Below are 21,241 nucleotides of genomic sequence, written 5' to 3'. Positions count from 1 at the left end.
GGCCCCTCAGAACTGCTGAGGGTCAGATATTACTCTGCGTAAACTTTTCGTAATACAGCTGAACGCCATCAAGTGCCTGATCCACCAGCCATTGCTGGATGGATTCGACCATCGGAGGGGGGCCGCACACGTACATATCCGCCGATCTGTCCCGCAGTTCGGCCAGGTCGAAATGCTCGGTGAGGTAGCCGCGTTTGCCCGTCCACTCGGCTGAGGCGTCGCTCAGCACTTCGGTGTAGCGAAAGTTCGGGATTTTTGCCGCGTAGGCGTGGATACGCGCCGCTTCACATAAATCTTCGGCGCCGCGCACGCCGTAGTACAGGTGCACAGGTTGTGTGCAGCCGTTGACGGCCAGCTCATCAAGCATGCCCAACAACGCCGACAACCCGGTGCCGCCCGCCACCAGTACCAGCGGTTGGGTGACGTGCCGCAGATAAAACGCACCCAAGGGCGCTTCCATCAGCATTTCATCACCTACCTGGCAGCGTTCACGCAGGTAGTTGCTCATGACTCCATCGGGCAGCAGGCGTACCAGGAACTGCAACTGATTACCCGGCCGGTTGGCGAAGGAGTAGGAGCGCCAGCTATCGGTGCCGGGCACCGACAGACGCGCATATTGGCCCGGCAAAAAATCCAGTGGCTGGTCCAGTTGCACCTGCAAGATGGCGGTGCTGGTCGAGACCTGCTGCACCGCGCTCACCGTGCCGCGTACCTGCACGGGCCCGGGGGCGTTGCACAGGCTCGAATCGAAGTCGAAATAAAAGGTGGCGTCGGACTTCACCCGGGTCTGACAACTGAGCATCTTGCGCTGTTGCAGGTCGAGGCTGGAGAGCGCTTCCTCGTCGACGTAGTCCTGGCTGTACTCACCGGATTCGCAACGCCCCTGGCAGGTGCCGCACACACCTTCGCGGCAATCGAGCGGGATCTTGATGCCGTTGCGCAGGGCCGCGTCCAACAGGATTTCATGGGCGCCCACCGGGAAGAACAGGGTCTTGCCATCGGCAAAGCTGAAGGCCACTTTGTGATTCATTGATGAAACTCCAAGCGTGCCCCTGTGGCGAGGGAGCTTGCTCCCGCTGGGCTGCGAAGCTGCCCCAAAAAACTGGGAGCGCTGCGCACTCCAGCGGGAGCAAGCTCCCTCGCCACAGGGGGGATGTGCTGGTTTTAAAGGTGATAGAAATCCAGCACCGAGTTGATGGTGTCGTTGAGCAGCAGGGCGTGCTTGCGCATGATCAGCCAGCTGTCGCCCGCAGGCTTGAGGCGGTACGTGGCATGCCCATAGAACTGCTCGGACGTGGCCAGGCGATAGAACAGCGTGTGCCAGTTCAAACGCACCTCCAGCGTACCGTCGGCCTGCTCGGCAATGCGCACGTTGTTGATCAGGTGCAAGGTGCGCGGCATCGGCGTGGCAGAGGCGGCTTTGCCGGTGCGCAGGCGGAACACACGGTCTTCCAGGCCCGAGCGGTTGGCGTAGTAGATCAACGACATCTCGCGCTTGGGGTCTTGGGTGTAGACGTGTTCGGAATCCCATTGCGGCAGGTGGAATTCACTCTGCGGGTCGAACAATTGCACGTAGGCGTCCCAGTCCTGGGCATCGCACAGTTCGGACTTGCGGTAGAAGAACTGCTCGATCTGGTACTGCAATTGCGCATTCATCATTTCACCTCCCGCAGTGTCAGGGCTCGCTGGTCCAAACCCTTGAGCAGGAACTGCTGCCAGTTGCGATGCTGGTTGACGTACAAGCCTTCATGGGTGAATTCGGTGCCGGTCATCGCCGGTTGGATGCCAATGGCCTCACTGTTGGGCGTCGGCCCGGTCTCCCAGCGATGACTGCCCCGTGAGATGTCGCTCCAGCGTTCCAGACGGCCCTGGAAGCCGCGCTGGGCTTCGCGAAACTCCACCAGGTCATCGGGCGTGCCCATGCCCGAAACGTTGAAGAAGTCTTCGAACTGGCGGATCCGGTTTTCGCGATCGGCGTCGGACTCGCCCTTGACCCCCAGGCACTGGCTGATGATCTCGGTCTTGTTCCAGGCCACTGGGCGGATGATGCGCAACTGCGAGCTGATCTGGTCGAGGAAGAACAGGCTGGGGTAGATGTTCAGGTTGCGCAGGCGGTGCATCATCCATTCGGCCTTCTGCTGGCCGTGCTCTTCAATCAGGCGCGGCATGATGATGGCGTAGCCGGAGCGCACGCTGGGGTTGGGCATGTCGCTGAACAGCACGCTGTGGCCGTTGTTGAAGGCGAACCAGCCGTCGTCGGTATCCGCGTCACCGGCGCCGAGCTTGCTGTAGTCCAGCGTGGTGCTGGAACCCGTGCCGTTTTCGGTGTTGACCTGCTGGCGATGCTGCACGGTGGCCACGTAGTTGTAGTGCACGGTGCTGACGTGATAACCGTCCAGGCCGTTTTCGTTTTGCAGCTTCCAGTTGCCGTCGTAGGTGTAGGCGGACTTGCCCGGCAGCACTTCCAGCTCACCGGTGGCCGATTGCGCCACCATCATGTCGAAGAACACTTTGGCGTCGCCCAGGAAATCTTCCAGGCTGTTGGTGCCGTTCACGTCCAGGCTGATAAACACAAAGCCCTTGTAGCTGTCGATGCGCGCTTTTTTCAGGCCGCGGGTGGCCTTGTCGAAACCTTCCGGGTATTCCCCTGGCGCCTTGACTTTCACCAGTCGGCCATCGCTCTTGTAGCACCAGGCGTGGAACGGGCAGGTGAAGGTGGATTGGTTGCCCTTGCCCACGCGGGTGAGGGTAGTGCCGCGATGCTGACAGGCGTTGATCAGCGCGTTGAGCCGGCCTTCGCCGTCACGGGTGATGATCATCGGCTGGCGCCCGGCGCGCATCGTCACGAAGTCGTGGTTATTGGCCAGTTCGCTTTCGTGGCAGGCGTAGATCCAGTTTTTTTCGAAGATCAGCTCCATCTCCAGGTCGAACAGCTCGGGCTCGGTGAACATGTCGCGGGCGATGCGGAACACTTCATCCGCCGGGCGAAAGTCCAGGCAGCTTTCGATAAAGGATTTCCACTGCTCGACGGTTCTTGCACCACTCATGGGAGGCACCTTTTGATAATGGCTAAAACGGGTAAACCATTAAGGCGCTGCGAAGGGGCGGTGGGCTATCCGCTTAATGGGGGAAGATGGGCCGCAAAGTTGGGCAGCAAATACCCAACACGGTGCGGCGCGGTGACGCGATGCGCTACTGTCATTGCAGGTGACGGTCGCAGAAAACCTGAATTTATCCACATAGTCGACGATTGCTATCCACGCGGTTGCAACGGCGCCGACGTGGCTTGGAACTTGCTGTCGAGGTTCAACGACGCGCCGCCAGAGCGCGCAAACGCCTAACCGCCGTGGGTGCACCCTGATGAGTAGCCAGACACGCGATATTCATATTCAACGCTTCGACCTGGAAGGCGCGCGCAGCTGGATGTCCGGCATCTGCGGGCCCCATCGCCTGGCGACGGCCACCCCCGAACGCCTGCGCTTTCACCACAGCGCCAACGTGTTCAAATCCCGCGCCACCACCCTGGGCGTGATCGAGTACGGTACCGATGTGACCATCGACATCGAAGACGCCGAGCACTTCAGCAGCTACAGCTTGAGCCTGCCGTTGGTGGGGGAGCAGGAGTTGAGCAAGAACGGTGAACGTCTCAGTTCCAACCGCGACCAGGGCGTGATCATTTCCCCCAACGAGCATCAGGTGCTGGCGATTTCCGGTGACTGCCGCAAGTTGCAGGTGGTGATCACCCGCGCGGCGATGAGCGAGTCACTGGAAGGTTTGCTGCAACGGCCCATCGATGCACCGCTGCGGTTTGAGTCGGTGATGGATGCTGTGGACGGAGCACCGGCCTCGTGGTGGCGCATGGCGCGATACTTCATCGCCGAACTGGAATGCAGCAGCGAGTTGTACGAGCAGGCGGCGTTTACCCGTGACCTGGAAAGCTCGCTGATCAAGGGGCTGATCCTGGCCCAACCGAATAACTACTCTGAAGAGTTGCGTGAGGTGTTGGGGGTAAAACTGCCGCACTACTTGATCCGTGCGCGGCAATTCATCCACGACAACGCCCGTGAAGTGCTGCATCTGGAAGACCTGGAAGCGGCGGCGGGCGTGTCGCGGTTCAAACTGTTCGATGCGTTTCGCAAGTACTTCGCACTGTCGCCCATGGCGTATCTGAAGAAGCATCGGTTGGGGGCGGTGCGCCAGGAGATTCTGGAGCAGGGCTCAATGCGCACTATTTCTGAAATCGCCTTGGGCTGGGGGTTTACGCACCTGGGGCGGTTTTCGGCGGAATACCGCAAGCTGTTCGATGAGTCGCCCAGCCAGACATTGCAACGCAAGCGCCTGCGCATTACTTGAACTGGATGAAAAGCATTCTGTGGGAGCTGGCTTGCCTGCGATAGCGGTCGGCCGATCAATACGATGCCAACTGTTCCACCACCATCGCAGGCAAGCCAGCTCCCACATGGAATATGGGGCGCCTGGAGAATCTCAGATCAACTCTTCAACCAGTTGCAGGCAATGAGTCAGCCCCGGCGACTGGTCATTCACCCGCCGGCTCAGAATGATCGGCGAAGTCGCAGTGGCCTCCACAATCGGCGTATAGCCAATATCCGCCCGATGCAGCACCTGCACCGACGCCGGCACCAACGTCACCCCCATACCTGCGCCCACCAGGCCAATAGCGGTCTGCAATTCGTTGGTCCACTGCGCCACCTTCAGGCTCAAGCCATGGGCGTCGAACAGCGCGATCACATGGTCGGCATAACTGGGGCGCGGGTTGCCGGGGTAGAGCACAAAGGGTTCGCCGGCCAACTGGGCGAGGGTGGCCGGGGCGCCCAGCAACGGGTGACCACTGGGCAGCACTGCTACCAGGCGGTCCTCCACCAGTACGCGCTGGACGATGGCCGGATCGTCGATGCGAATCCGCCCGAAGCCTACGTCAATGCGGCCAGCCTTGAGCGCTTCGACCTGCTGCAAGGTGGTCATCTCCGACAAACCCAGCTCCAGCTCCAGGGCCTCGTGAGTGCGCAGGCGCCGAATCAATTCCGGCAGCACGCCGTACAAGGTCGACGGCGCAAAGCCGATGCCCAGCCAGGTTTTCTCGCCTTGGCCGATGCGCCGAGTGGTGTCGCAGACCTTGCCCAGTTGTTCGAGCAGCACATTGGCATGCTCATAGAAAAACCGTCCGGCCTCGGTCAGCCGCAAGGGCCGGCTGCGCTCCAGCAGCAGCACCCCGAGTTCGTCCTCCAGTTGCTGGATCTGCCGACTCAAAGGCGGCTGGGCGATATGCAAGCGTTCGGCAGCTCGGGTGAAGTTGAGGGTCTCACCCAGCACCTGGAAATAGCGCAAGTGACGCAGTTCCATATCGACTCCTTTCATACCTTGAGAGTATTGCACGAGACCAATTCTATATTGGAAGCCCGAAAAAATGCGGAACAGAATCGACGCAAATTTATAAAGAACCCAACGGGTATTGCCATGCCGATTTGCACCATCGAGTCGATTGAAACTGTCATCGTCGACCTGCCCACCCTTCGCCCGCACAAGCTGGCGATGCACACGATGCAAAACCAGACCCTCGTCATCATCCGTCTGCGGTGCACCGACGGCATCGAAGGCATCGGCGAAGCCACCACCATCGGCGGCCTGAGCTACGGCAACGAGAGCCCCGACAGCATCAAGGTCAACATCGACCGTCACTTCGCGCCGCTGCTGATCGGCCAGGACGCGAGTAACGTCAACGCGGCGATGTTACGCCTGGAACGTAGTATTCGCGGCAACACCTTCGCCAAATCCGGCATCGAAAGCGCCTTGCTCGACGCCCTAGGCAAACGCCTTGGGCTGCCGGTCAGCGAGCTGCTGGGCGGGCGTGTGCGGGACGCGTTGCCGGTGGCCTGGACCCTGGCCAGCGGTAATACCGAACAGGACATCAACGAGGCCGAGAAGATGCTCGACCTGCGCCGCCACCGTCTCTTCAAATTGAAGATCGGCGCGGGGGAGGTCAACCGCGACCTGGCCCATGTGATCGCGATCAAAAAAGCCCTGGGCGAGCGCGCCAGTGTGCGCGTCGACGTCAACCAGGCCTGGGATGAAGCCGTGGCCCTGCGGGCGTGCAAGGTGCTCGGCGACAACGGTATCGACCTGATCGAACAACCGATCTCACGCAACAACCGTGGCGGCATGGCCCGGCTCAACCTGTCGAGCCCCGTGCCGATCATGGCCGATGAATCTATCGAATGTGTCGAAGACGCCTTCAACCTGGCGCGTGAAGGCTCGGCCACAGTGTTCGCCCTCAAGATCGCCAAGAATGGCGGCCCTCGCGCTGCATTGCGCACGGCGGCGATTGCCGAAGCGGCTGGCATCGGCCTGTACGGCGGCACCATGCTCGAAGGCGGCATTGGCACCCTGGCTTCGGCCCATGCCTTTCTCACGCTGAACACTCTGGCGTGGGGCACCGAATTGTTCGGCCCGCTGTTGCTCACCGAAGACATCCTCACCGAGCCACCGGTGTACCGCGATTTCCAGCTGCACGTTTCCAGCGCGCCGGGCCTGGGCCTGGCGCTCGATGAAGAGCGCCTGGCGTTCTTTCGCCGTGACAAACACTAAGAGGCCTCAGCCATGTTGTTCCACGTAAAAATGACCGTGAACCTGCCCCTCGACATGCACCCCGAGCGCGCCGCCAGCCTCAAGGCCGAGGAGAAAGCCTTGGCTCAGCGCCTGCAAGAGGAGGGCAAATGGCGTCACCTGTGGCGCATCGCCGGGCATTACGCCAACTACAGCGTGTTCGATGTCGACAGCGTGCAGGACCTGCACGACCTGCTGATGCAACTGCCGTTGTTCCCCTACATGGCCATCGAAGTGAACGCGCTGTGCCGCCATCCGTCGTCGATCCATGCGGACGACCGCTGAGCCGGCTTCCACCTATAACTACAAGATGAGGAATGCACCATGTCCATCCGCCTGTCCCAGACTGCCCACGCCCAACAGTTTCTCGAAGAAGCCAGCGGTAACCTCAATGACGCGGGCAACCCGCGCACCAAGGCGCTGATTTACCGGATCCTGCGCGACACCGTGAATATCATCGAAGACCTGGAAGTGACCCCGGAAGAATTCTGGAAGGCGGTCAACTACCTCAATGAGCTGGGCAAAAACCAGGAGGCCGGCCTGCTTGCCGCCGGCTTGGGCCTGGAGCATTACCTGGACCTGTTGATGGACGCCGCCGACGAGCAGGCCGGCAAGTCGGGCGGCACGCCGCGCACCATCGAAGGCCCGTTGTACGTGGCCGGTGCGCCGCTGTCCAAGTACGAGGCACGGCTGGATGACGGCAAGGACGACGCGGTGCCGTTGTTCATGCGCGGGCAAGTACGCGACACCGAGGGCAAGCCGTTGGCAGGGGCGATTGTCGATGTGTGGCAGGCCAACACGGGCGGGACCTATTCGTGGTTCGACCCGGCGCAATCGGAATTCAACCTGCGCCGGCGCATCGAGACCGACGCCCAGGGTAACTACCGTTTTCGCAGCATCGTCCCTTCAGGCTACGGCTGCCCACCGAGCGGGCCGACGCAACAGTTGCTCGACCAACTCGGGCGCCACGGGCAGCGGCCGGCGCATATCCACTTCTTTATCTCGGCGCCTGGGCACCGGCACCTGACCACGCAGATCAACCTGTCGGATGACCCGTACCTGCATGATGACTTCGCCTATGCCACCCGCGATGAACTGATTGCCGAAATTCGCTTCAGCGACGACTCACAACTGGCGCGAGAGTTTGGTGTGCAAGGGCGGTTTGCGCAGATTGATTTTGACTTCGAGTTGCAGGTGGCGGATGCGCCAATAGAACAGCAGCGCATGCAACGAGTGCGTGCTCTGGAAGACTGATCAACTCGGTCAACTGTGGGAGCTGGCTTGCCTGCGATAGCGGTGGAACATTCACCACCGCTATCGCAGGCAAGCCAGCTCCCACATTGGTTTTGGGGTGTTTGTGTTATTTGCGCACGACCAGGTCCAGCACCTCATCCCGGTCTTTGATCTTCTGCAGCACTATCTCCGAGCGGATATCCATCACCCCCGCCGTGCGGTTCAGGTGGTTCACGATAAAGTCCGAAAAGTGCTTGAGGTTGCGCGCCTGCACCCGCAGCACATAGTTGCTGGCGCCGGTGATCACATAGGCGCTCGCCACCTCCGGCCAGCCTTGCACCTTTTTGATGAATGTCTCATGCCAGTCCTCCACATCCTGGCGCAACGACAGGTGCACGATGGCTTCCAGCTCGATCCCCAACTGCTCGGCGTTCAACACCGCGCGGTAACCGCTGATGATTCCCTCGCTCTCCAGCAGGCGCAAACGGCGCAGGCATGCAGACGGCGACAGCGCAACTTTTTCCGCCAGTTCCTGGTTGCTGATGCGGCCATCCTGTTGCAGGAAATGCAGGAGGCGCAGGTCGGTAGCGTCGAGAATCATGCTTGGAAGATATCCGCGTGTTCGGAGGTCAAATTCGAATTTTCTACAGCTTAAATAGCCCTTTGCCCATCACTTTGCACGAAAATTCTCTAAAAGTTCGTTCATTATTTGGTCCAGCCTCCCTTATAAAAACCAGGACGACCCATGACCACTCGAAGCCATTGCCAAGCCCTCGACGCCCAGGACCCGTTGGCCCCCCTGCGTGCCCAATTTGCCTTGCCCGAGGGTGTGATCTACCTCGACGGCAACTCCCTCGGCGCTCGCCCGGTGGCGGCGCTGGAGCGGGCACAACAGGTGATCGCCGAGGAGTGGGGCAATGGCTTGATTCGTAGCTGGAACAGCGCCGGCTGGGCGGATTTGTCCCTGCGCCTGGGCAACCGTCTGGCGCCGTTGATCGGTGCGCGTGAGGGCGAGGTGGTGATCACCGATACCACCTCGATCAACCTGTTCAAAGTGCTCAGCGCCGCCTTGAGTGTGCAGCGCCAACGTACACCTGCGCGCAAGGTCATCGTCAGCGAAGCGAGCAACTTTCCCACCGACTTGTACATCGCCGAAGGCTTGGCCGAACTGCTGCAACAAGGCTATTCCCTGCGCCTGGTGAACAGCCCGGCCGAACTGCCCCAGGCCATCGATGCGGACGTGGCGGTGGTGATGCTCACCCACGTCAACTACAAGACCGGCTACATGTATGACATGGCGGCCCTGACCGCACTGAGCCACGAGTGCGGCGCGCTGAGCATCTGGGACCTGGCGCATTCGGCGGGCGCGGTGCCTGTCGATCTGCACCAGGCCGGCGCGGATTATGCGATTGGCTGCACCTACAAATACCTCAACGGCGGCCCGGGCTCCCAGGCGTTTGTGTGGGTCAACCCGGCATTGGTAGATGTGGTGCGCCAGCCGTTATCCGGATGGTTCGGGCATACCCGGCAGTTCGCCATGGAGTCCACCTACGCCCCCAGCGCCGGCATTGCCCGCTACCTCTGCGGTACGCAGCCGATTACCTCGTTGGCCTTGGTGGAATGTGGCCTGGAGATTTTTGCCCAGACCGACATGGTGCGCCTGCGGACTAAGTCCCTGGCCTTGACTGACCTGTTCATTGCATTGGTCGAAAGCCGCTGCGCCGCCCACGGCCTGGAACTGATCACCCCGCGTGAACACGCCCGGCGCGGCAGCCACGTCAGCTTTGAACACCCCGAAGGTTATGCGGTGATCCAGGCCTTGATCGCCCGAGGCGTGATCGGCGATTACCGTGAGCCGCGGATCATGCGCTTTGGTTTCACGCCGCTGTACACCAGCTTTACCGAAGTGTGGGACGCCGTGGAAATCCTCGGTGAAATTCTCGACAAGCGCACCTGGGACCAGCCGCAATTCAAAGTCCGCAACAGCGTTACTTAAGGGCAACACAGATCAAATGTGGGAGCTGGCGGCCTGCGACAGCGTCGGTGCATTCACTACCGTTATCGCAGGCAAGCCAGCTCCCACCGGTTCAGCGTCAGCCACCATCACAATAATAAAGGGGCACACCCGTGACCACGCCAGACAACGGCTTTGCAGAAATTACCCACCGTGAACTGGGCCTGAGGCGCCAGCTCACTTCCGGCCAGATGAGCATGATCGCCATCGGTGGCGCCATCGGCACCGGGCTGTTCATGGGCAGCGCCTACGCCATCGGTTATGCCGGGCCCAGCGTGCTGGTGAGCTACGCCATCGGTGCGTTGATTACCTTGCTGCTGATGGGCTGCCTGGCGGAGATGACGGTGGCCCATTCCACCTCCGGCTCCTTTGGCGCTTACGCCGAGTTCTACATCAGCCCGTTGGCCGGGTTCCTGGTGCGCTATGCCTACTGGGCGGCGATTGTGCTGGCGGTGGGGGCCGAGGTCACGGCGGTGGCGATGTACATGAAGTACTGGTTCGCCAACGTGCCGGAGTGGGTGTGGATCGTGTCGTTTTCCAGTGTGCTGATCCTGCTCAATGCGATCAGCGTGAAGACCTTCGGCAACTTCGAATACTGGTTCTCGACGATCAAGATCAGCGCCATTGTCGGTTTCATCATCCTGGCGGTGTATGTGGTGTTCGGCTCCGGTAACCCTGACTACGGGGTGCAGAACTACACGGCCCACGACGGCTTTTTCCCCCATGGCTTGAGTGGCATGTGGATCGCGGTGATCGTGTCGATCTTCAGCTACCTCAGTGTCGAGATGATCGCCGTGGCCGCCGGTGAAGCCGCCGACCCGGAGCAGGCAGTGAAGAAAGCCTTCCGCGCTACCATCGTGCGGCTGGTGGTGTTCTACCTGCTGACCCTGGCGCTGATGCTCGCCATCGTACCGTGGAACCAGGCCGGCCAGGCCCAGAGCCCGTTTGTCACAGTGATGCAGACCATCGGCATTCCCGGTGCCACCGGGGTGATGAATTTCGTGATCCTGATCGCGGCGCTGTCGGCCATGAACAGTCAGCTCTACATCACCACGCGCATGATGTTCAGCCTGTCGCGCGCTGGTTTTGCGCCCAAGTCCATGGGCGCGCTGAGCAAGAACGGCATCCCGCTCAACGCATTGCTGCTGTCCAGCTCGGGCATTGCCCTGGCGACGTTGCTCAACGTGGTGTACCCGGAAAGTTCGTTCACCCTGATGATGGCGATCTCGATGTTTGGCGCAATCTTCACCTGGTTCATGATCTTCCTCACTCACCTGTTTTTCCGCCGCTATCGCAAGCGTCATGGCGGGGCGAAGTTGTCGTTCCAGTTGCGCCTGTTTCCCTACAGCACGTTGCTGGGGTTGGTGCTGATGGGGGCGGTGATGATCACCACCTATTTCACCGACGCCTTCAAGATGACACTGGTGTTTGGCGTGCCGTTCCTGCTGATTCTATCGGCTGTGTATTACGGGTTCTTCCGCAAGGGCAGGGCCAAGGCCTCGAACAAAGCCCTGGCATAGCCCGGCAATTGTTCGAACGAGCGTGCGCATAACAGCAGTTTGCGGCAGGCCCACTCCTCTTGCAGGGGGTGGGCCTTGAAACGACGTTCTGATGGCCAGCGCGCCAAGGCGGCCTGAGGCACGATGCCCAGGCCCGCACCGCCGGCGACCATGCGAATCACTCCATCAAAACCGTCGGCGCGAATGCGCGTCTGCAAGCGAAAGCCCGCGTGCAGTGCCTGTTCTTCCAGGTAAACCGCCAACGCGCTGTTGGCCGCCAGGCCCACGTAGTCGTATTGCAAGCTCTCGATAAAACTCGCGCTGGTCAACGGGTGGTCCAGGGGCATGATCAGCACCAGCGGGTCGTCGCGAAACGCCAGGGTCTGCAAGCCGTGGGTGTCTACCGCATCGGAAATAATCCCCAGGTCCGCCGTACCCTGGCGCAAGGCGTGTGTGATGCGCAGGCTGGGCAACTCTTGCAGGTCGATATCGAGGTTGGGGTGCTCGCGCAAAAACTGCGCGAGCAGTTCAGGCAGGTACTCGCTAAGGGCGGTGGTATTGCACAGCAGGCGTACCTGGCCTTTGACGCCATTGGCGTATTCGGCCAGGTCTTGCTGCAGATGGTCGGCCTGCTGCAACAGCAGGCGAGCATGCCGCGCCAGGGCTTTGCCCGCGGGTGTCGGGGTCACGCCACGGCGGCCGCGCTCGAGAAACGCGATGCCCAGTGAAGACTCCATGGCTCGGATGCGTGCGCTGGCGGCAGCCAGGGACAGGTGGCTGCGGGCCGCGCCGGCGGTGATATTGCCGGTGTCCAGGATGTGCAGGTAGAGGCGCAGGTCGATGAGGTCAAAGTGCATGGCTGCAGGTTTCCGGTGACTGGGCGGGCCTCATCGCAGGCAAGCCAGCTCCCACACTTGAATGTATTCACAATTCCAAATGTGGGAGCTGGCTTGCCTGCGATAGCGTCATCAGCCTCACACAAAACAAGAGGCTACCTCAGTATATGGCGAATTTTCAGCCACTCTCCAGCCCTGCACAATCGGTGCATGAATACCTTCCTCGCGTTCTACCAAAACCTCGGCCCCGCCCTGACCGCGCTGGTCATCATCACCTTCCTGCTGGCCGGTACGGTCAAGGGCGTCATCGGCCTGGGCTTGCCCACTGTAGCCATGGGCATGCTTGGCCTGGCTATGCTTCCGGCGCAGGCTGCGGTATTGCTGATCATTCCTTCGACGGTGACCAACCTCTGGCAACTGTCCTTTGGCGGGCACTTGGGTGTCTTGCTCAAACGCCTGTGGCCGATGCTGTTGCTGATCTTCCTCGGCACCGGGCTGGGCACCTTGTGGCTGGGCATGGGTAGCGGACCTTGGGTGGTGCGTGCCCTGGGTGCGGCTTTACTGGTGTATGCGCTGAGCGGGTTATTCCTGCCGACCTTCAAGGTCGCGCCCCGAACCGAGCGCTGGCTGGGCCCCTTGTGCGGGGTGATCACCGGCATTATTACCTCGGCCACCGGTGTCTTCGTGATCCCGGCGGTGCCGTACCTGCAAGCGCTGGGCTTGAGCCGTGATCAGTTGGTGCAGGCGCTGGGGCTGTCGTTCACCGTGTCGACACTGGCGCTGGCCGCCGGGCTGGCCTGGCGCGGGGCTCTGGGCGGCGGTGAAATGGGCGCGTCATTGCTGGCGTTGGTGCCGGCATTGCTGGGGATGTGGCTGGGTCAGGTGGTGCGCCGACGCATTAGTGCGCTGTGGTTCAAACGTGGATTTTTTACCGGCATGGCGTTGCTGGGAGGCCATTTGTTGCTGGCTGGTTAATAATGAGCGGGCACGTGTCAGCCGATAAATGAAGGACCGCCCGTGAAAGCCCGTTCCGATGAGCTACAGATCTTCGTCAGCGTGATTGAATGCGGCTCGATTTCGGCCGCCGCCGAAAAAGTCGGGCAAACGCCATCGGCAGTCAGCCGCACCTTGTCGCGCCTGGAAGCCAAACTCGACACCACCTTGATCAACCGCACCACGCGGCGCATGGACCTGACCGAGGAGGGCAAGTACTTCTTCGAGCAGGCCAAGCTGATCCTGGCGCAGATGGATGAGCTGGAAGAGCGCCTGTCATCGCGCCAGAAAAAACCGGCCGGCCGCCTGCGTATCAATGCCGCCGTGCCGTTCATGTTGCATGGGGTCGTGCCGTACATCGCCGAATTTCGCAGCCTCTACCCGGATATCCAGTTGGAGCTCAACAGCGATGATTTGATCATCGACCTGCTGGAGCAAAGCACCGACATCGCCATTCGCATCGGCGCCCTTGCCGACTCGACCCTGCATGCGCGTTTCCTGGGCAGCACGCCGCTGCATGTCCTGGCCAGCCCCGGCTACCTCAAGCAATACGGCACGCCGACGACCGTTGCCGAGTTGGCTGATCACACCTTGCTGGGCTTCACCCACACCGAGACCCTTAACCACTGGCCGCTGCGTCACGGCGAAGGTGACCGCTGGCTGATTCAGCCCAGCGTCAGCGCCTCCAGTGGCGAAACCGTGCGTCAGTTAGCGCTGCAGGGGCAGGGCATTTGTTGCCTGTCGAATTTCATGACCGTCGCTGACATCGACGCCGGCCGCCTGGTGCCCATGTTGGAGGTGTTCAACAGCGGTTATCGCCAGCCGATCCACGCGGTGTTCTATCGCAACTCGCAATTGGCGCTACGCATCCAGTGCTTCCTGGACTTTATTCAGGCCAAGCTGGCGCGGTATGCGCGCTGATTCGTGACCTGAGCGCAAGAGTGAATTGGGCCGCACGGGCTTATTTGGCAGCCGTGGGGGCTGGATACTGGACGCATCACTTACCCAGTCAGGAGCAACCTCCATGAATGTATTCGTTACCGGTGCAGCAGGGTTTATCGGCGGTTCGATCGCCACCGGCCTGGTCAACGCCGGCCATCACGTCACCGGCCTCGTGCGCAACGCCGAGCAAGCCGCCGAAATGACTGCCCTGGGCATCACGCCGGTGATCGGCAACCTCGACGACGCAGCGGTATTGACCGAGCAGGCGCAGAAGGCCGATGCAGTGATCAACGCCGCCAGCAGCGACCACCGCGGCGCCGTGCAAACTTTGCTGGCCGCCTTGAAAGGCTCAAACAAGCCGTTCCTGCATACCAGCGGGTCGAGCATCGTCGGCGATGCGTCGGGCGGTAAAGCCAGTGAAGTCATCTACTTTGAAGACAATCTGCCTGAGCCGACCGTCGACAAGGCCGCACGCGTGGCGATCGACAACCTGATCCTCGCGGCGGCCAATGACGGCGTGAATTCGGCGGTGATCTGCAACACCCTGATCTACGGCCACAGCTTGGGCGTGAAGCGTGACAGCGTGCAATTGCCGCGCTTGCTCAAGCAGGCGCGCAAAAGCGGAGTAGTGCGCCATGTGGGCAGCGGGCAGAACATCTGGTCCAACGTGCATATTGAAGATGTGGTCGCCCTGTATCTGCTGGCGCTGACCAAAAACGTCCCGGGTACTTTCTACTTTGTGGAAAGCAGCGAAGCAGCATTCATCGACATGACCAAGGCGATTGCCCAAGCGCTGAACCTGGGCGAGCCACAGGATTGGCCATTGGCCGAGGCTGAGGCCGAGTGGGGCTATGAAATGGCCAACTACGGGTTGGGCTCCAATAGCCGAGTGCGCGGCAAACACGCCCGTGAACTGTTGGGGTGGACGCCAAAGCGCACCTCGGTGGTGGAGTGGATTCGCAACGAGATGGTGTGATGTTCGCTTAGCACCGCGGTGCGGCCTTCGCAGGCAAGCCAGCTCCCACATTTGGATCTGTGAATAGATTCAAATGTGGGAGCTGGCTTGCCTGCGAAAGGGGCGGCTCGGTACATCAGACCTGACACTTCACTAGCCCCACCCGCCGCAATTCCGTACCATTCCCCGCCTTATCCCCCGCACTTCCCTGGTACTCCATGAAGCTCACCCGTCTGCGCGCCGACGCCCTGGCCGGCCTCACCACGTCTTTCGCCTTGCTGCCCGAATGCATCGCCTTTGCGCTGGTGGCCCATCTCAACCCGCTGATGGGCCTCTACGGTGCTTTCATCATTTGCACCCTCACCGCTTTGTTCGGTGGCCGCCCGGGCATGGTCTCGGGCGCGGCAGGCTCCATGGCAGTGGTGATCGTCGCGCTGGTGGTACAGCACGGCGTGGAGTATTTGCTGGCGACGGTGTTGCTGGGCGGGTTGATCATGGTCGCTTTCGGCCTGCTGCGCCTGGGCAAGCTGGTGCGCATGGTGCCGCATTCGGTGATGCTCGGCTTCGTCAACGGCCTGGCGATCATCATTGCGCTGGCGCAACTGGAGCATTTCAAGAGCGGTGAAACCTGGCTCAGCGGCACGCCGCTGTACGTGATGGCCGGGCTGGTGGCGGCGACCATGGCCATTGTGTATCTGTTGCCCCGCCTGACCCGTGCCGTACCGCCAGCGCTGGTGGCGATTCTGGGTGTGGGCCTGGCGGTGTACCTGCTTGGCCTGCCGACCCGCACCTTGGGCGATATGGCGCACATCGCCGGTGGTTTGCCGACTTTCGCCCTGCCGCAGATCCCCTGGACCCTGGAAACCCTCGGCATCATCGCGCCCTACGCGTTTTTGATGGCGATGGTTGGCCTGTTGGAAACCTTGCTGACCCTCAACCTCACCGACGAAATCACCGAGACCCGTGGTTATCCTGACCGCGAAAGCGTGGCCCTGGGCGCGGCGAATATGGTCTCGGGCCTGTTTGGCGGCATGGGTGGTTGCGCGATGATCGGGCAAACCGTGATCAACCTCAGCTCCGGCGGGCGTGGGCGTTTCTCCGGGGTATTTGCCGGGGTGATGATTCTGTTGTTCATTCTGTTTCTGTCGCCACTGATCGAGCGAATCCCGCTGGCGGCGTTGGTGGGCGTGATGTTCGTGGTGTCGCAACAGACCTTCGCCTGGGCATCGTTGCGGGTGATCAACAAGGTGCCGCTCAATGATGTGCTGGTGATCATGGCGGTGACGATCATTACGGTGTTCACCGACCTGGCCACCGCCGTACTGTGCGGTATCGTCATCGCCGCGCTGAATTTTGCCTGGCAGCAGGCGCGGGAGCTGTACGCTGATGAACACCTGGAAGCCGATGGCAGCAAGCTCTATCGGCTGCATGGCACGTTGTTCTTCGCCTCGACCACACCGTTTTTGAATCAGTTCGACCCGGCCAACGATCCGGCCCAGGTCACACTGGATTGCCGTCACCTGAGCTTTGTCGACTATTCGGCGATTGCCGCCCTGATGACCCTGCGCGAGCGCTACACCAAGGCTGGCAAGCACCTGCGGGTGCTGCATTTGTCCGAGCGCTGCAAAAAACTGCTCAAGCGCGCCAAGGTTCATCACGACTGATTGAGCCCCTGTGGCGAGGGAGCTTGCTCCCGCTGGCGTGCGAAGCGCGCCCAGGATTTTGGGGCCGCTGCGCAGCCCAGCGGGAGCAAGCTCCCTCGCCACAGGGGGGAGCTGTAGCAGTTACGGGCCGACCAGGTCTTCCAGTTCCTGGGCGCGGGTCTGGGTCATGTCCAGCACGCAGCCTGAGCCGTTTACCTGATCAATCGTGCCGCCGGTGGCGCTGCCTGCGAAGGCGCAGTTGGCGTCGCGGTATTTGATCCACAAGCGCTGCACGTCTTGCAGTTGTTGTTTGCGCGGGCCTTCCTGGGCGGCGAGGGCGGTCTTGTAGGCGCGGTTCAGGCGGCCGTCCTGCACCTTGGTTTGCCTGGCATTGCAATTGACCATGTCGGCGGTGGTATTGGCGCTGTCCATGCATTTTTTCAAGGCAGGGTTGTCGGCGGCATAAGCGCTGCCGCACAAGAGCAGGACGCTGGCGGCAATTGTGGTGCGAATCATGAGCGGGTTCCTGGGCAATGGATGCGCATTCTATGACTCAAGGGCAGCGATTGAGTTTCCGCCTTCTCTGATCTTCATGTAAGAACACCCCCCGAATTTTCATCGGCTTGCGTCGGGCGTATCCCCAAGCGACAGCGCTTATCCGTGGGCGAAAATTACTTTCATGAAAATTGAAAATGCTCCTCGGGAATGATTTATGAGTTTCACAACCAATTCGACGTGACCCTTTCCGAGGAGTACCGCATGGCCGCATCACCGGGCTTCGGGCTGTTGGCATACGCTGCCATCGCCATCATTGCATTGATCGTGCTGATTGCACGCTACCGACTCAACCCCTTTATCGTGATTACGCTGGTGTCCATCGGCCTGGCGCTGATGGCCGGGATGCCGGCGGACACCATCATGGGCTCGTACGAGGCGGGTGTCGGCAAGACCCTGGGGCATATCGCCCTGGTGGTGGCGCTGGGCACCATGCTCGGCAAGATGATGGCCGAGTCGGGCGGCGCTGAGCAGGTGGCGCGCACGCTGATCAACCGCTTCGGTGAGCGCAATGCACACTGGGCGATGGTGTGTATTGCGTTTCTGGTGGGGCTGCCGCTGTTTTTCGAGGTCGGCTTTGTACTGCTGGTGCCGATTGCCTTTACCGTGGCGCGACGCGTGGGCGTGTCGATTTTGATGGTCGGGCTGCCGATGGTCGCCGGCCTGTCGGTGGTGCATGCGTTGGTGCCGCCGCACCCGGCGGCAATGATGGCGGTGCTGGCCTATAACGCCTCGGTCGGGCAGACGGTGCTGTATGCGATTTTGATTGGTATCCCCACGGCGATTATCGCGGGTCCCGTCTACGCCAAGTTCATCGTGCCGCACATTCAGTTGCCGGCGGAAAATCCGCTGGAGCGCCAGTTCATCGAGCGTGAACCGCGTACACGCCTGCCCAGCTTTGCGCTGACCATGGGCACCATCCTGTTGCCGGTGGTGCTGATGATGATCGGCGGCTGGGCCAACGTGATTTCTACGCCGGGCAGCGGTTTCAACCAGTTCCTGTTGTTTATCGGCAACTCGGTGATCGCCCTGTTGGTGGCGACCCTGGTGAGTTTCTGGACCTTGGGCCTGGCCCAGGGCTTCAACCGCGAGTCGATCCTCAAGTTCACCAACGAATGCCTGGCGCCGACCGCCAGCATTACCTTGCTGGTGGGCGCGGGCGGTGGTTTGAATCGCATCCTGGTGGACGCTGGTGTTACTCATGAAATCCTTGGCCTGGCCCATGCGTTCCAGTTGTCGCCGCTGGTGATGGGCTGGCTGTTCGCCGCGCTGATGCGCGTCGCCACCGGCTCGGCCACGGTGGCCATGACCACCGCGTCCGGGGTGGTCGCGCCGGTCGCCTTGGGCCTGGGTTATCCACACCCTGAATTGCTGGTGTTGGCGACCGGTGCAGGCTCGGTGATCTTTTCCCACGTGAACGACGGCGGCTTCTGGCTGATCAAGGAATACTTCAATATGACGGTCATCCAGACCTTCAAGACCTGGACCGTACTCGAGACCCTGATTTCGCTGGTCGCCTTCGGCCTGACCTACGGTCTGTCCCTTGTGTTATGAGCCTGTAACCCGGAGCCCCCATGGACATCCTCTATCAGATCCGCGCCCGCCAGGACACTTTCAGTGCCGGCGAAGGGCGTATTGCCAAACTGATGCTTGAGGATGTGGGCTTTGCCGCGTCCGCCAGCCTGGAGGAACTGTCGCAACGGGCTGAGGTGAGTACCGCCACCTTGTCACGCTTCGCCCGCAGCGTGGGCTGCCGTGACTTGCGCGATTTGCGCCTGCAATTGGCCCAGGCCAGCGGCGTGGGCAGCCGCTTCCTGGACCCGGCGGGCAAGCCAGAACAGTCAGCGTTTCATCGGCAGATTCTGGGGGATATCGAGGCGACGTTGCGTCAGCACCTGTCGGGCTTCAACCAGCGCAGCTTTGGCGATGCGGTCAAGCTGTTGGGCAAGGCGCGGATGATCCATGCGTTCGGCATGGGCGGGCCGTCGAGCCTGTGCAGCGATGAATTGCAGGTGCGCCTGGTGCGTCTGGGCTATCCGATTGCCGCCAGCCACGACCCTGTGATGATGCGTGTCACGGCGGCGACCCTTGGGCCCGAACATGCCGTGATCGCCTGCTCACTCACGGGCCTGACCCCCGAGTTACTGGAGGTGGTGACGCTGGCGCGCAACTACGACGCGCGGATCATTGCCATCACCCTTGCCGATTCGCCGCTGGCGCAGTTGGCGGATGTCGTGCTGCCGCTGCAATCGGCGGAAACCAGTTTTATCTACAAGCCCACTGCGGCCCGCTACGGCATGCTGCTGGCTATCGACCTGCTCGCCACCGAGTTGGCGCTGGCCCTGCCGGACGACAACCAGGAACGCCTGCGCCGGATCAAACTGGCTCTGGACGATTACCGCGGCGGCCCTGGCAGCCTGCCGCTTGGAGATTGATATGAAGTACGACACGCTGATTCGCCAGGCGCTGATCATCGATGGCAGTAACACCCCAGGGTATGTCGCCGATGTGGGTGTGCACGCAGGGCGCATCCGCACGATTGGCGACTTGTCCACAGCCCAGGCCGAGCAGATCATCGACGGCCATGGCCGGGTATTGGCACCGGGTTTTATCGACGTGCACACCCACGACGACACGGTAGTGATTCGCCAGCCGCAGATGCTGCCCAAGCTCAGCCAGGGCGTGACCACGGTGATTGTCGGCAACTGTGGCATCAGCGCTTCGCCGGTCAGTTTGCGCAGCGACCCGCCGGACCCGATGAACTTATTAGGCAACCGTGAGCAGTTCTGTTATCCGCGGTTCAGCGATTATCGCAACGCGGTGCAGGGCGCCCATCCGGCAGTGAACGTCGCGGCATTGATCGGTCACACGGCGCTGCGCAGCAACCATATGGACGACCTGCATCGCACCGCCACACCGTATGAAATCGCGGCCATGCGCGTGCAGTTGCAAGAGAGCCTGGAGGCCGGTGCCCTGGGGTTATCCACAGGCCTGGCCTACGCCAGCGCCTTCAACGCCGAGACCGATGAAGTGCTGCAACTCGTTGAGGAACTGACGGCCTACGGCGCGGTGTACACCACGCATTTGCGCAGTGAGTTCGAGCCAGTGCTGGAAGCAATGGATGAGGCGTTTCTGATCGGTCGACATGCCAGGGTGCCGGTGATCATTTCCCACCTTAAATGCGCCGGAGCCGGTAACTGGGGGCGCAGCCCGCAGCTGTTGGCGGCCCTGGAAGCAGCGGCAAAAGATCATCCGGTGGGTTGTGATTGCTACCCCTATGCCGCCAGCTCCTCGACCCTGGACCTCAAGCAGGTGACTGACGCGTTTCGCATCACCATCACTTGGTCCACACCGCACCCGCAAATGGGCGGGCGTGATTTGCAGGAGATTGCCGCCGAGTGGGGCGTTTCGCTGATGGATGCCGCCCGCCGTTTGCAACCTGCGGGGGCGGTGTACTACGGCATGGATGAGGCGGATGTGCGGCGCATTCTTGCGCATCCGTTGTCGATGGTGGGGTCGGATGGGTTACCTGAAGATCCGTTTCCTCATCCGCGCTTGTGGGGCGCTTTCCCACGGGTGCTAGGGCATTTCAGCCGGGATGTCGGATTGTTCCCGTTGTACACGGCGATACACAAAATGACCGGGCTGTCGGCGGCGCGTTTCGGCTTGGCCCAAAGAGGCGAAATTCGCGAGGGGCACTGGGCTGACCTGGTGCTCTTCGACCCTGCGCGGGTGCGTGACATGGCGGATTTCAAGACGCCTCAGCGTGCGGCCGAAGGGATTGAGCGAGTGTGGGTAAACGGCGTCTTGAGCTACAGCGAAGGGCAGGCGAACACACGGCGTGCGGGTCGTTTTCTGGCGCGCAGCGGTGATTTGCGCCGAGGGTTTCAGCTTGGTGCGCGGGATGCGATCTGACAGTGCTCGGCCCGATAGCGTGTCTGAATATGGCC

Annotated in this window: 20 protein-coding genes; 13 read left to right on the top strand and 7 right to left on the bottom strand. The window is 61.3% G+C overall.

Features of this window, described 5'->3' with window-relative positions:
- Positions 1-22: 22 nt before the first annotated feature.
- From antC to antA, 3 genes are all read right to left on the bottom strand, one after another.
- On the bottom strand, positions 23-1,030 hold the full coding sequence (gene antC, locus GIV35_RS15815) for an anthranilate 1,2-dioxygenase electron transfer component AntC (protein ID WP_200647682.1): 1,008 nt from the start codon (positions 1,028-1,030) through the stop codon (positions 23-25).
- A gap of 134 nt (positions 1,031-1,164) precedes the next feature.
- Positions 1,165-1,656 (bottom strand): anthranilate 1,2-dioxygenase small subunit, encoded by a 492-nt coding sequence (gene antB / locus GIV35_RS15810; RefSeq protein ID WP_034133666.1) that lies wholly within the window; start codon positions 1,654-1,656, stop codon positions 1,165-1,167.
- On the bottom strand, positions 1,656-3,047 hold the full coding sequence (gene antA / locus GIV35_RS15805; RefSeq protein ID WP_213153881.1) for an anthranilate 1,2-dioxygenase large subunit: 1,392 nt from the start codon (positions 3,045-3,047) through the stop codon (positions 1,656-1,658). The genes antB and antA overlap by 1 nt, the downstream gene beginning before the upstream one ends.
- Before the next feature lie 313 nt (positions 3,048-3,360).
- On the opposite strand from antA, the gene GIV35_RS15800 reads away from it, so the two are divergent.
- Positions 3,361-4,353: an AraC family transcriptional regulator gene (locus GIV35_RS15800; protein WP_105228444.1), complete on the top strand. Its 993-nt coding sequence runs from the start codon at positions 3,361-3,363 to the stop codon at positions 4,351-4,353.
- 132 nt (positions 4,354-4,485) lie between these two features.
- Here GIV35_RS15800 and GIV35_RS15795 read toward each other — a convergent pair whose 3' ends face one another.
- On the bottom strand, positions 4,486-5,361 hold the full coding sequence (locus GIV35_RS15795; RefSeq protein WP_236264734.1) for a LysR family transcriptional regulator: 876 nt from the start codon (positions 5,359-5,361) through the stop codon (positions 4,486-4,488).
- A 114-nt stretch (positions 5,362-5,475) separates the two neighbouring features.
- Between GIV35_RS15795 and GIV35_RS15790 the strand changes: the two genes are divergently transcribed.
- Genes GIV35_RS15790 through catA form a run of 3 tightly spaced genes read left to right on the top strand, consistent with a single transcriptional unit; the run spans position 5,476 to position 7,875 of the window.
- Complete coding sequence (locus GIV35_RS15790; protein WP_236264735.1) at positions 5,476-6,603, top strand: muconate cycloisomerase family protein; 1,128 nt, start codon at positions 5,476-5,478, stop codon at positions 6,601-6,603.
- Between the two features lie 12 nt (positions 6,604-6,615).
- Positions 6,616-6,906 carry a muconolactone Delta-isomerase gene (catC, locus tag GIV35_RS15785; RefSeq protein ID WP_003194105.1) on the top strand — a complete coding sequence of 97 codons (291 nt, stop codon included), beginning with the start codon at positions 6,616-6,618 and terminating at the stop codon, positions 6,904-6,906.
- Between the two features lie 39 nt (positions 6,907-6,945).
- Positions 6,946-7,875, top strand: coding sequence for a catechol 1,2-dioxygenase (gene catA, locus GIV35_RS15780; protein ID WP_236264736.1), 930 nt, complete (start codon positions 6,946-6,948; stop codon positions 7,873-7,875).
- Between the two features lie 106 nt (positions 7,876-7,981).
- On the opposite strand, the gene GIV35_RS15775 is transcribed toward catA, so the two are convergent.
- Positions 7,982-8,455 (bottom strand): Lrp/AsnC family transcriptional regulator, encoded by a 474-nt coding sequence (locus GIV35_RS15775; protein ID WP_003176072.1) that lies wholly within the window; start codon positions 8,453-8,455, stop codon positions 7,982-7,984.
- Positions 8,456-8,599: 144 nt separating this feature from the next.
- Here GIV35_RS15775 and kynU point away from each other — a divergent pair, with 144 nt between their 5' ends.
- On the top strand, positions 8,600-9,850 hold the full coding sequence (gene kynU, locus GIV35_RS15770; RefSeq protein ID WP_236264737.1) for a kynureninase: 1,251 nt from the start codon (positions 8,600-8,602) through the stop codon (positions 9,848-9,850).
- Positions 9,851-9,981: 131 nt separating this feature from the next.
- A complete protein-coding gene (locus GIV35_RS15765) occupies positions 9,982-11,388 on the top strand; it encodes an amino acid permease (RefSeq protein ID WP_014719903.1) in 1,407 nt (468 codons plus the stop codon).
- On the opposite strand, the gene GIV35_RS15760 is transcribed toward GIV35_RS15765, so the two are convergent.
- On the bottom strand, positions 11,334-12,224 hold the full coding sequence (locus GIV35_RS15760) for a LysR substrate-binding domain-containing protein (RefSeq protein WP_236264739.1): 891 nt from the start codon (positions 12,222-12,224) through the stop codon (positions 11,334-11,336). The two genes, GIV35_RS15765 and GIV35_RS15760, sit on opposite strands and share 55 nt — an antisense overlap.
- Positions 12,225-12,413: 189 nt before the next feature.
- Between GIV35_RS15760 and GIV35_RS15755 the strand changes: the two genes are divergently transcribed.
- From GIV35_RS15755 to GIV35_RS15740, 4 genes are all read left to right on the top strand, one after another.
- The gene (locus tag GIV35_RS15755) at positions 12,414-13,178 is read left to right on the top strand and encodes a sulfite exporter TauE/SafE family protein (RefSeq protein ID WP_105228432.1); all 765 of its coding nucleotides are present in this window, start codon (positions 12,414-12,416) and stop codon (positions 13,176-13,178) included.
- A 42-nt stretch (positions 13,179-13,220) separates the two neighbouring features.
- Complete coding sequence (locus GIV35_RS15750) at positions 13,221-14,117, top strand: LysR family transcriptional regulator (protein ID WP_057975038.1); 897 nt, start codon at positions 13,221-13,223, stop codon at positions 14,115-14,117.
- A 103-nt stretch (positions 14,118-14,220) separates the two neighbouring features.
- Complete coding sequence (locus tag GIV35_RS15745) at positions 14,221-15,114, top strand: NAD-dependent epimerase/dehydratase family protein (RefSeq protein ID WP_236264740.1); 894 nt, start codon at positions 14,221-14,223, stop codon at positions 15,112-15,114.
- A 197-nt stretch (positions 15,115-15,311) separates the two neighbouring features.
- Positions 15,312-16,757: a SulP family inorganic anion transporter gene (locus GIV35_RS15740; protein ID WP_105228428.1), complete on the top strand. Its 1,446-nt coding sequence runs from the start codon at positions 15,312-15,314 to the stop codon at positions 16,755-16,757.
- A gap of 120 nt (positions 16,758-16,877) precedes the next feature.
- Here GIV35_RS15740 and GIV35_RS15735 read toward each other — a convergent pair whose 3' ends face one another.
- The gene (locus GIV35_RS15735) at positions 16,878-17,252 is read right to left on the bottom strand and encodes a lysozyme inhibitor LprI family protein (RefSeq protein WP_236264670.1); all 375 of its coding nucleotides are present in this window, start codon (positions 17,250-17,252) and stop codon (positions 16,878-16,880) included.
- A 189-nt stretch (positions 17,253-17,441) separates the two neighbouring features.
- Between GIV35_RS15735 and GIV35_RS15730 the strand changes: the two genes are divergently transcribed.
- Genes GIV35_RS15730 through GIV35_RS15720 form a run of 3 tightly spaced genes read left to right on the top strand, consistent with a single transcriptional unit; the run spans position 17,442 to position 21,206 of the window.
- Positions 17,442-18,845 (top strand): GntT/GntP/DsdX family permease, encoded by a 1,404-nt coding sequence (locus GIV35_RS15730; protein ID WP_200600154.1) that lies wholly within the window; start codon positions 17,442-17,444, stop codon positions 18,843-18,845.
- 20 nt (positions 18,846-18,865) lie between these two features.
- Positions 18,866-19,726 (top strand): MurR/RpiR family transcriptional regulator, encoded by an 861-nt coding sequence (locus tag GIV35_RS15725; RefSeq protein WP_034128758.1) that lies wholly within the window; start codon positions 18,866-18,868, stop codon positions 19,724-19,726.
- Position 19,727: 1 nt separating this feature from the next.
- Complete coding sequence (locus GIV35_RS15720) at positions 19,728-21,206, top strand: N-acyl-D-amino-acid deacylase family protein (protein ID WP_236264671.1); 1,479 nt, start codon at positions 19,728-19,730, stop codon at positions 21,204-21,206.
- The last annotated feature ends 35 nt before the right edge of the window (positions 21,207-21,241 follow it).

Source organism: Pseudomonas sp. PA-1-6B, assembly GCF_021609545.1.
Lineage (GTDB): Bacteria > Pseudomonadota > Gammaproteobacteria > Pseudomonadales > Pseudomonadaceae > Aquipseudomonas > Aquipseudomonas fluorescens_BV.
Note: the sequence above shows the minus strand (reverse complement) of the source record. Positions and strands in the feature narration are given on the sequence as shown.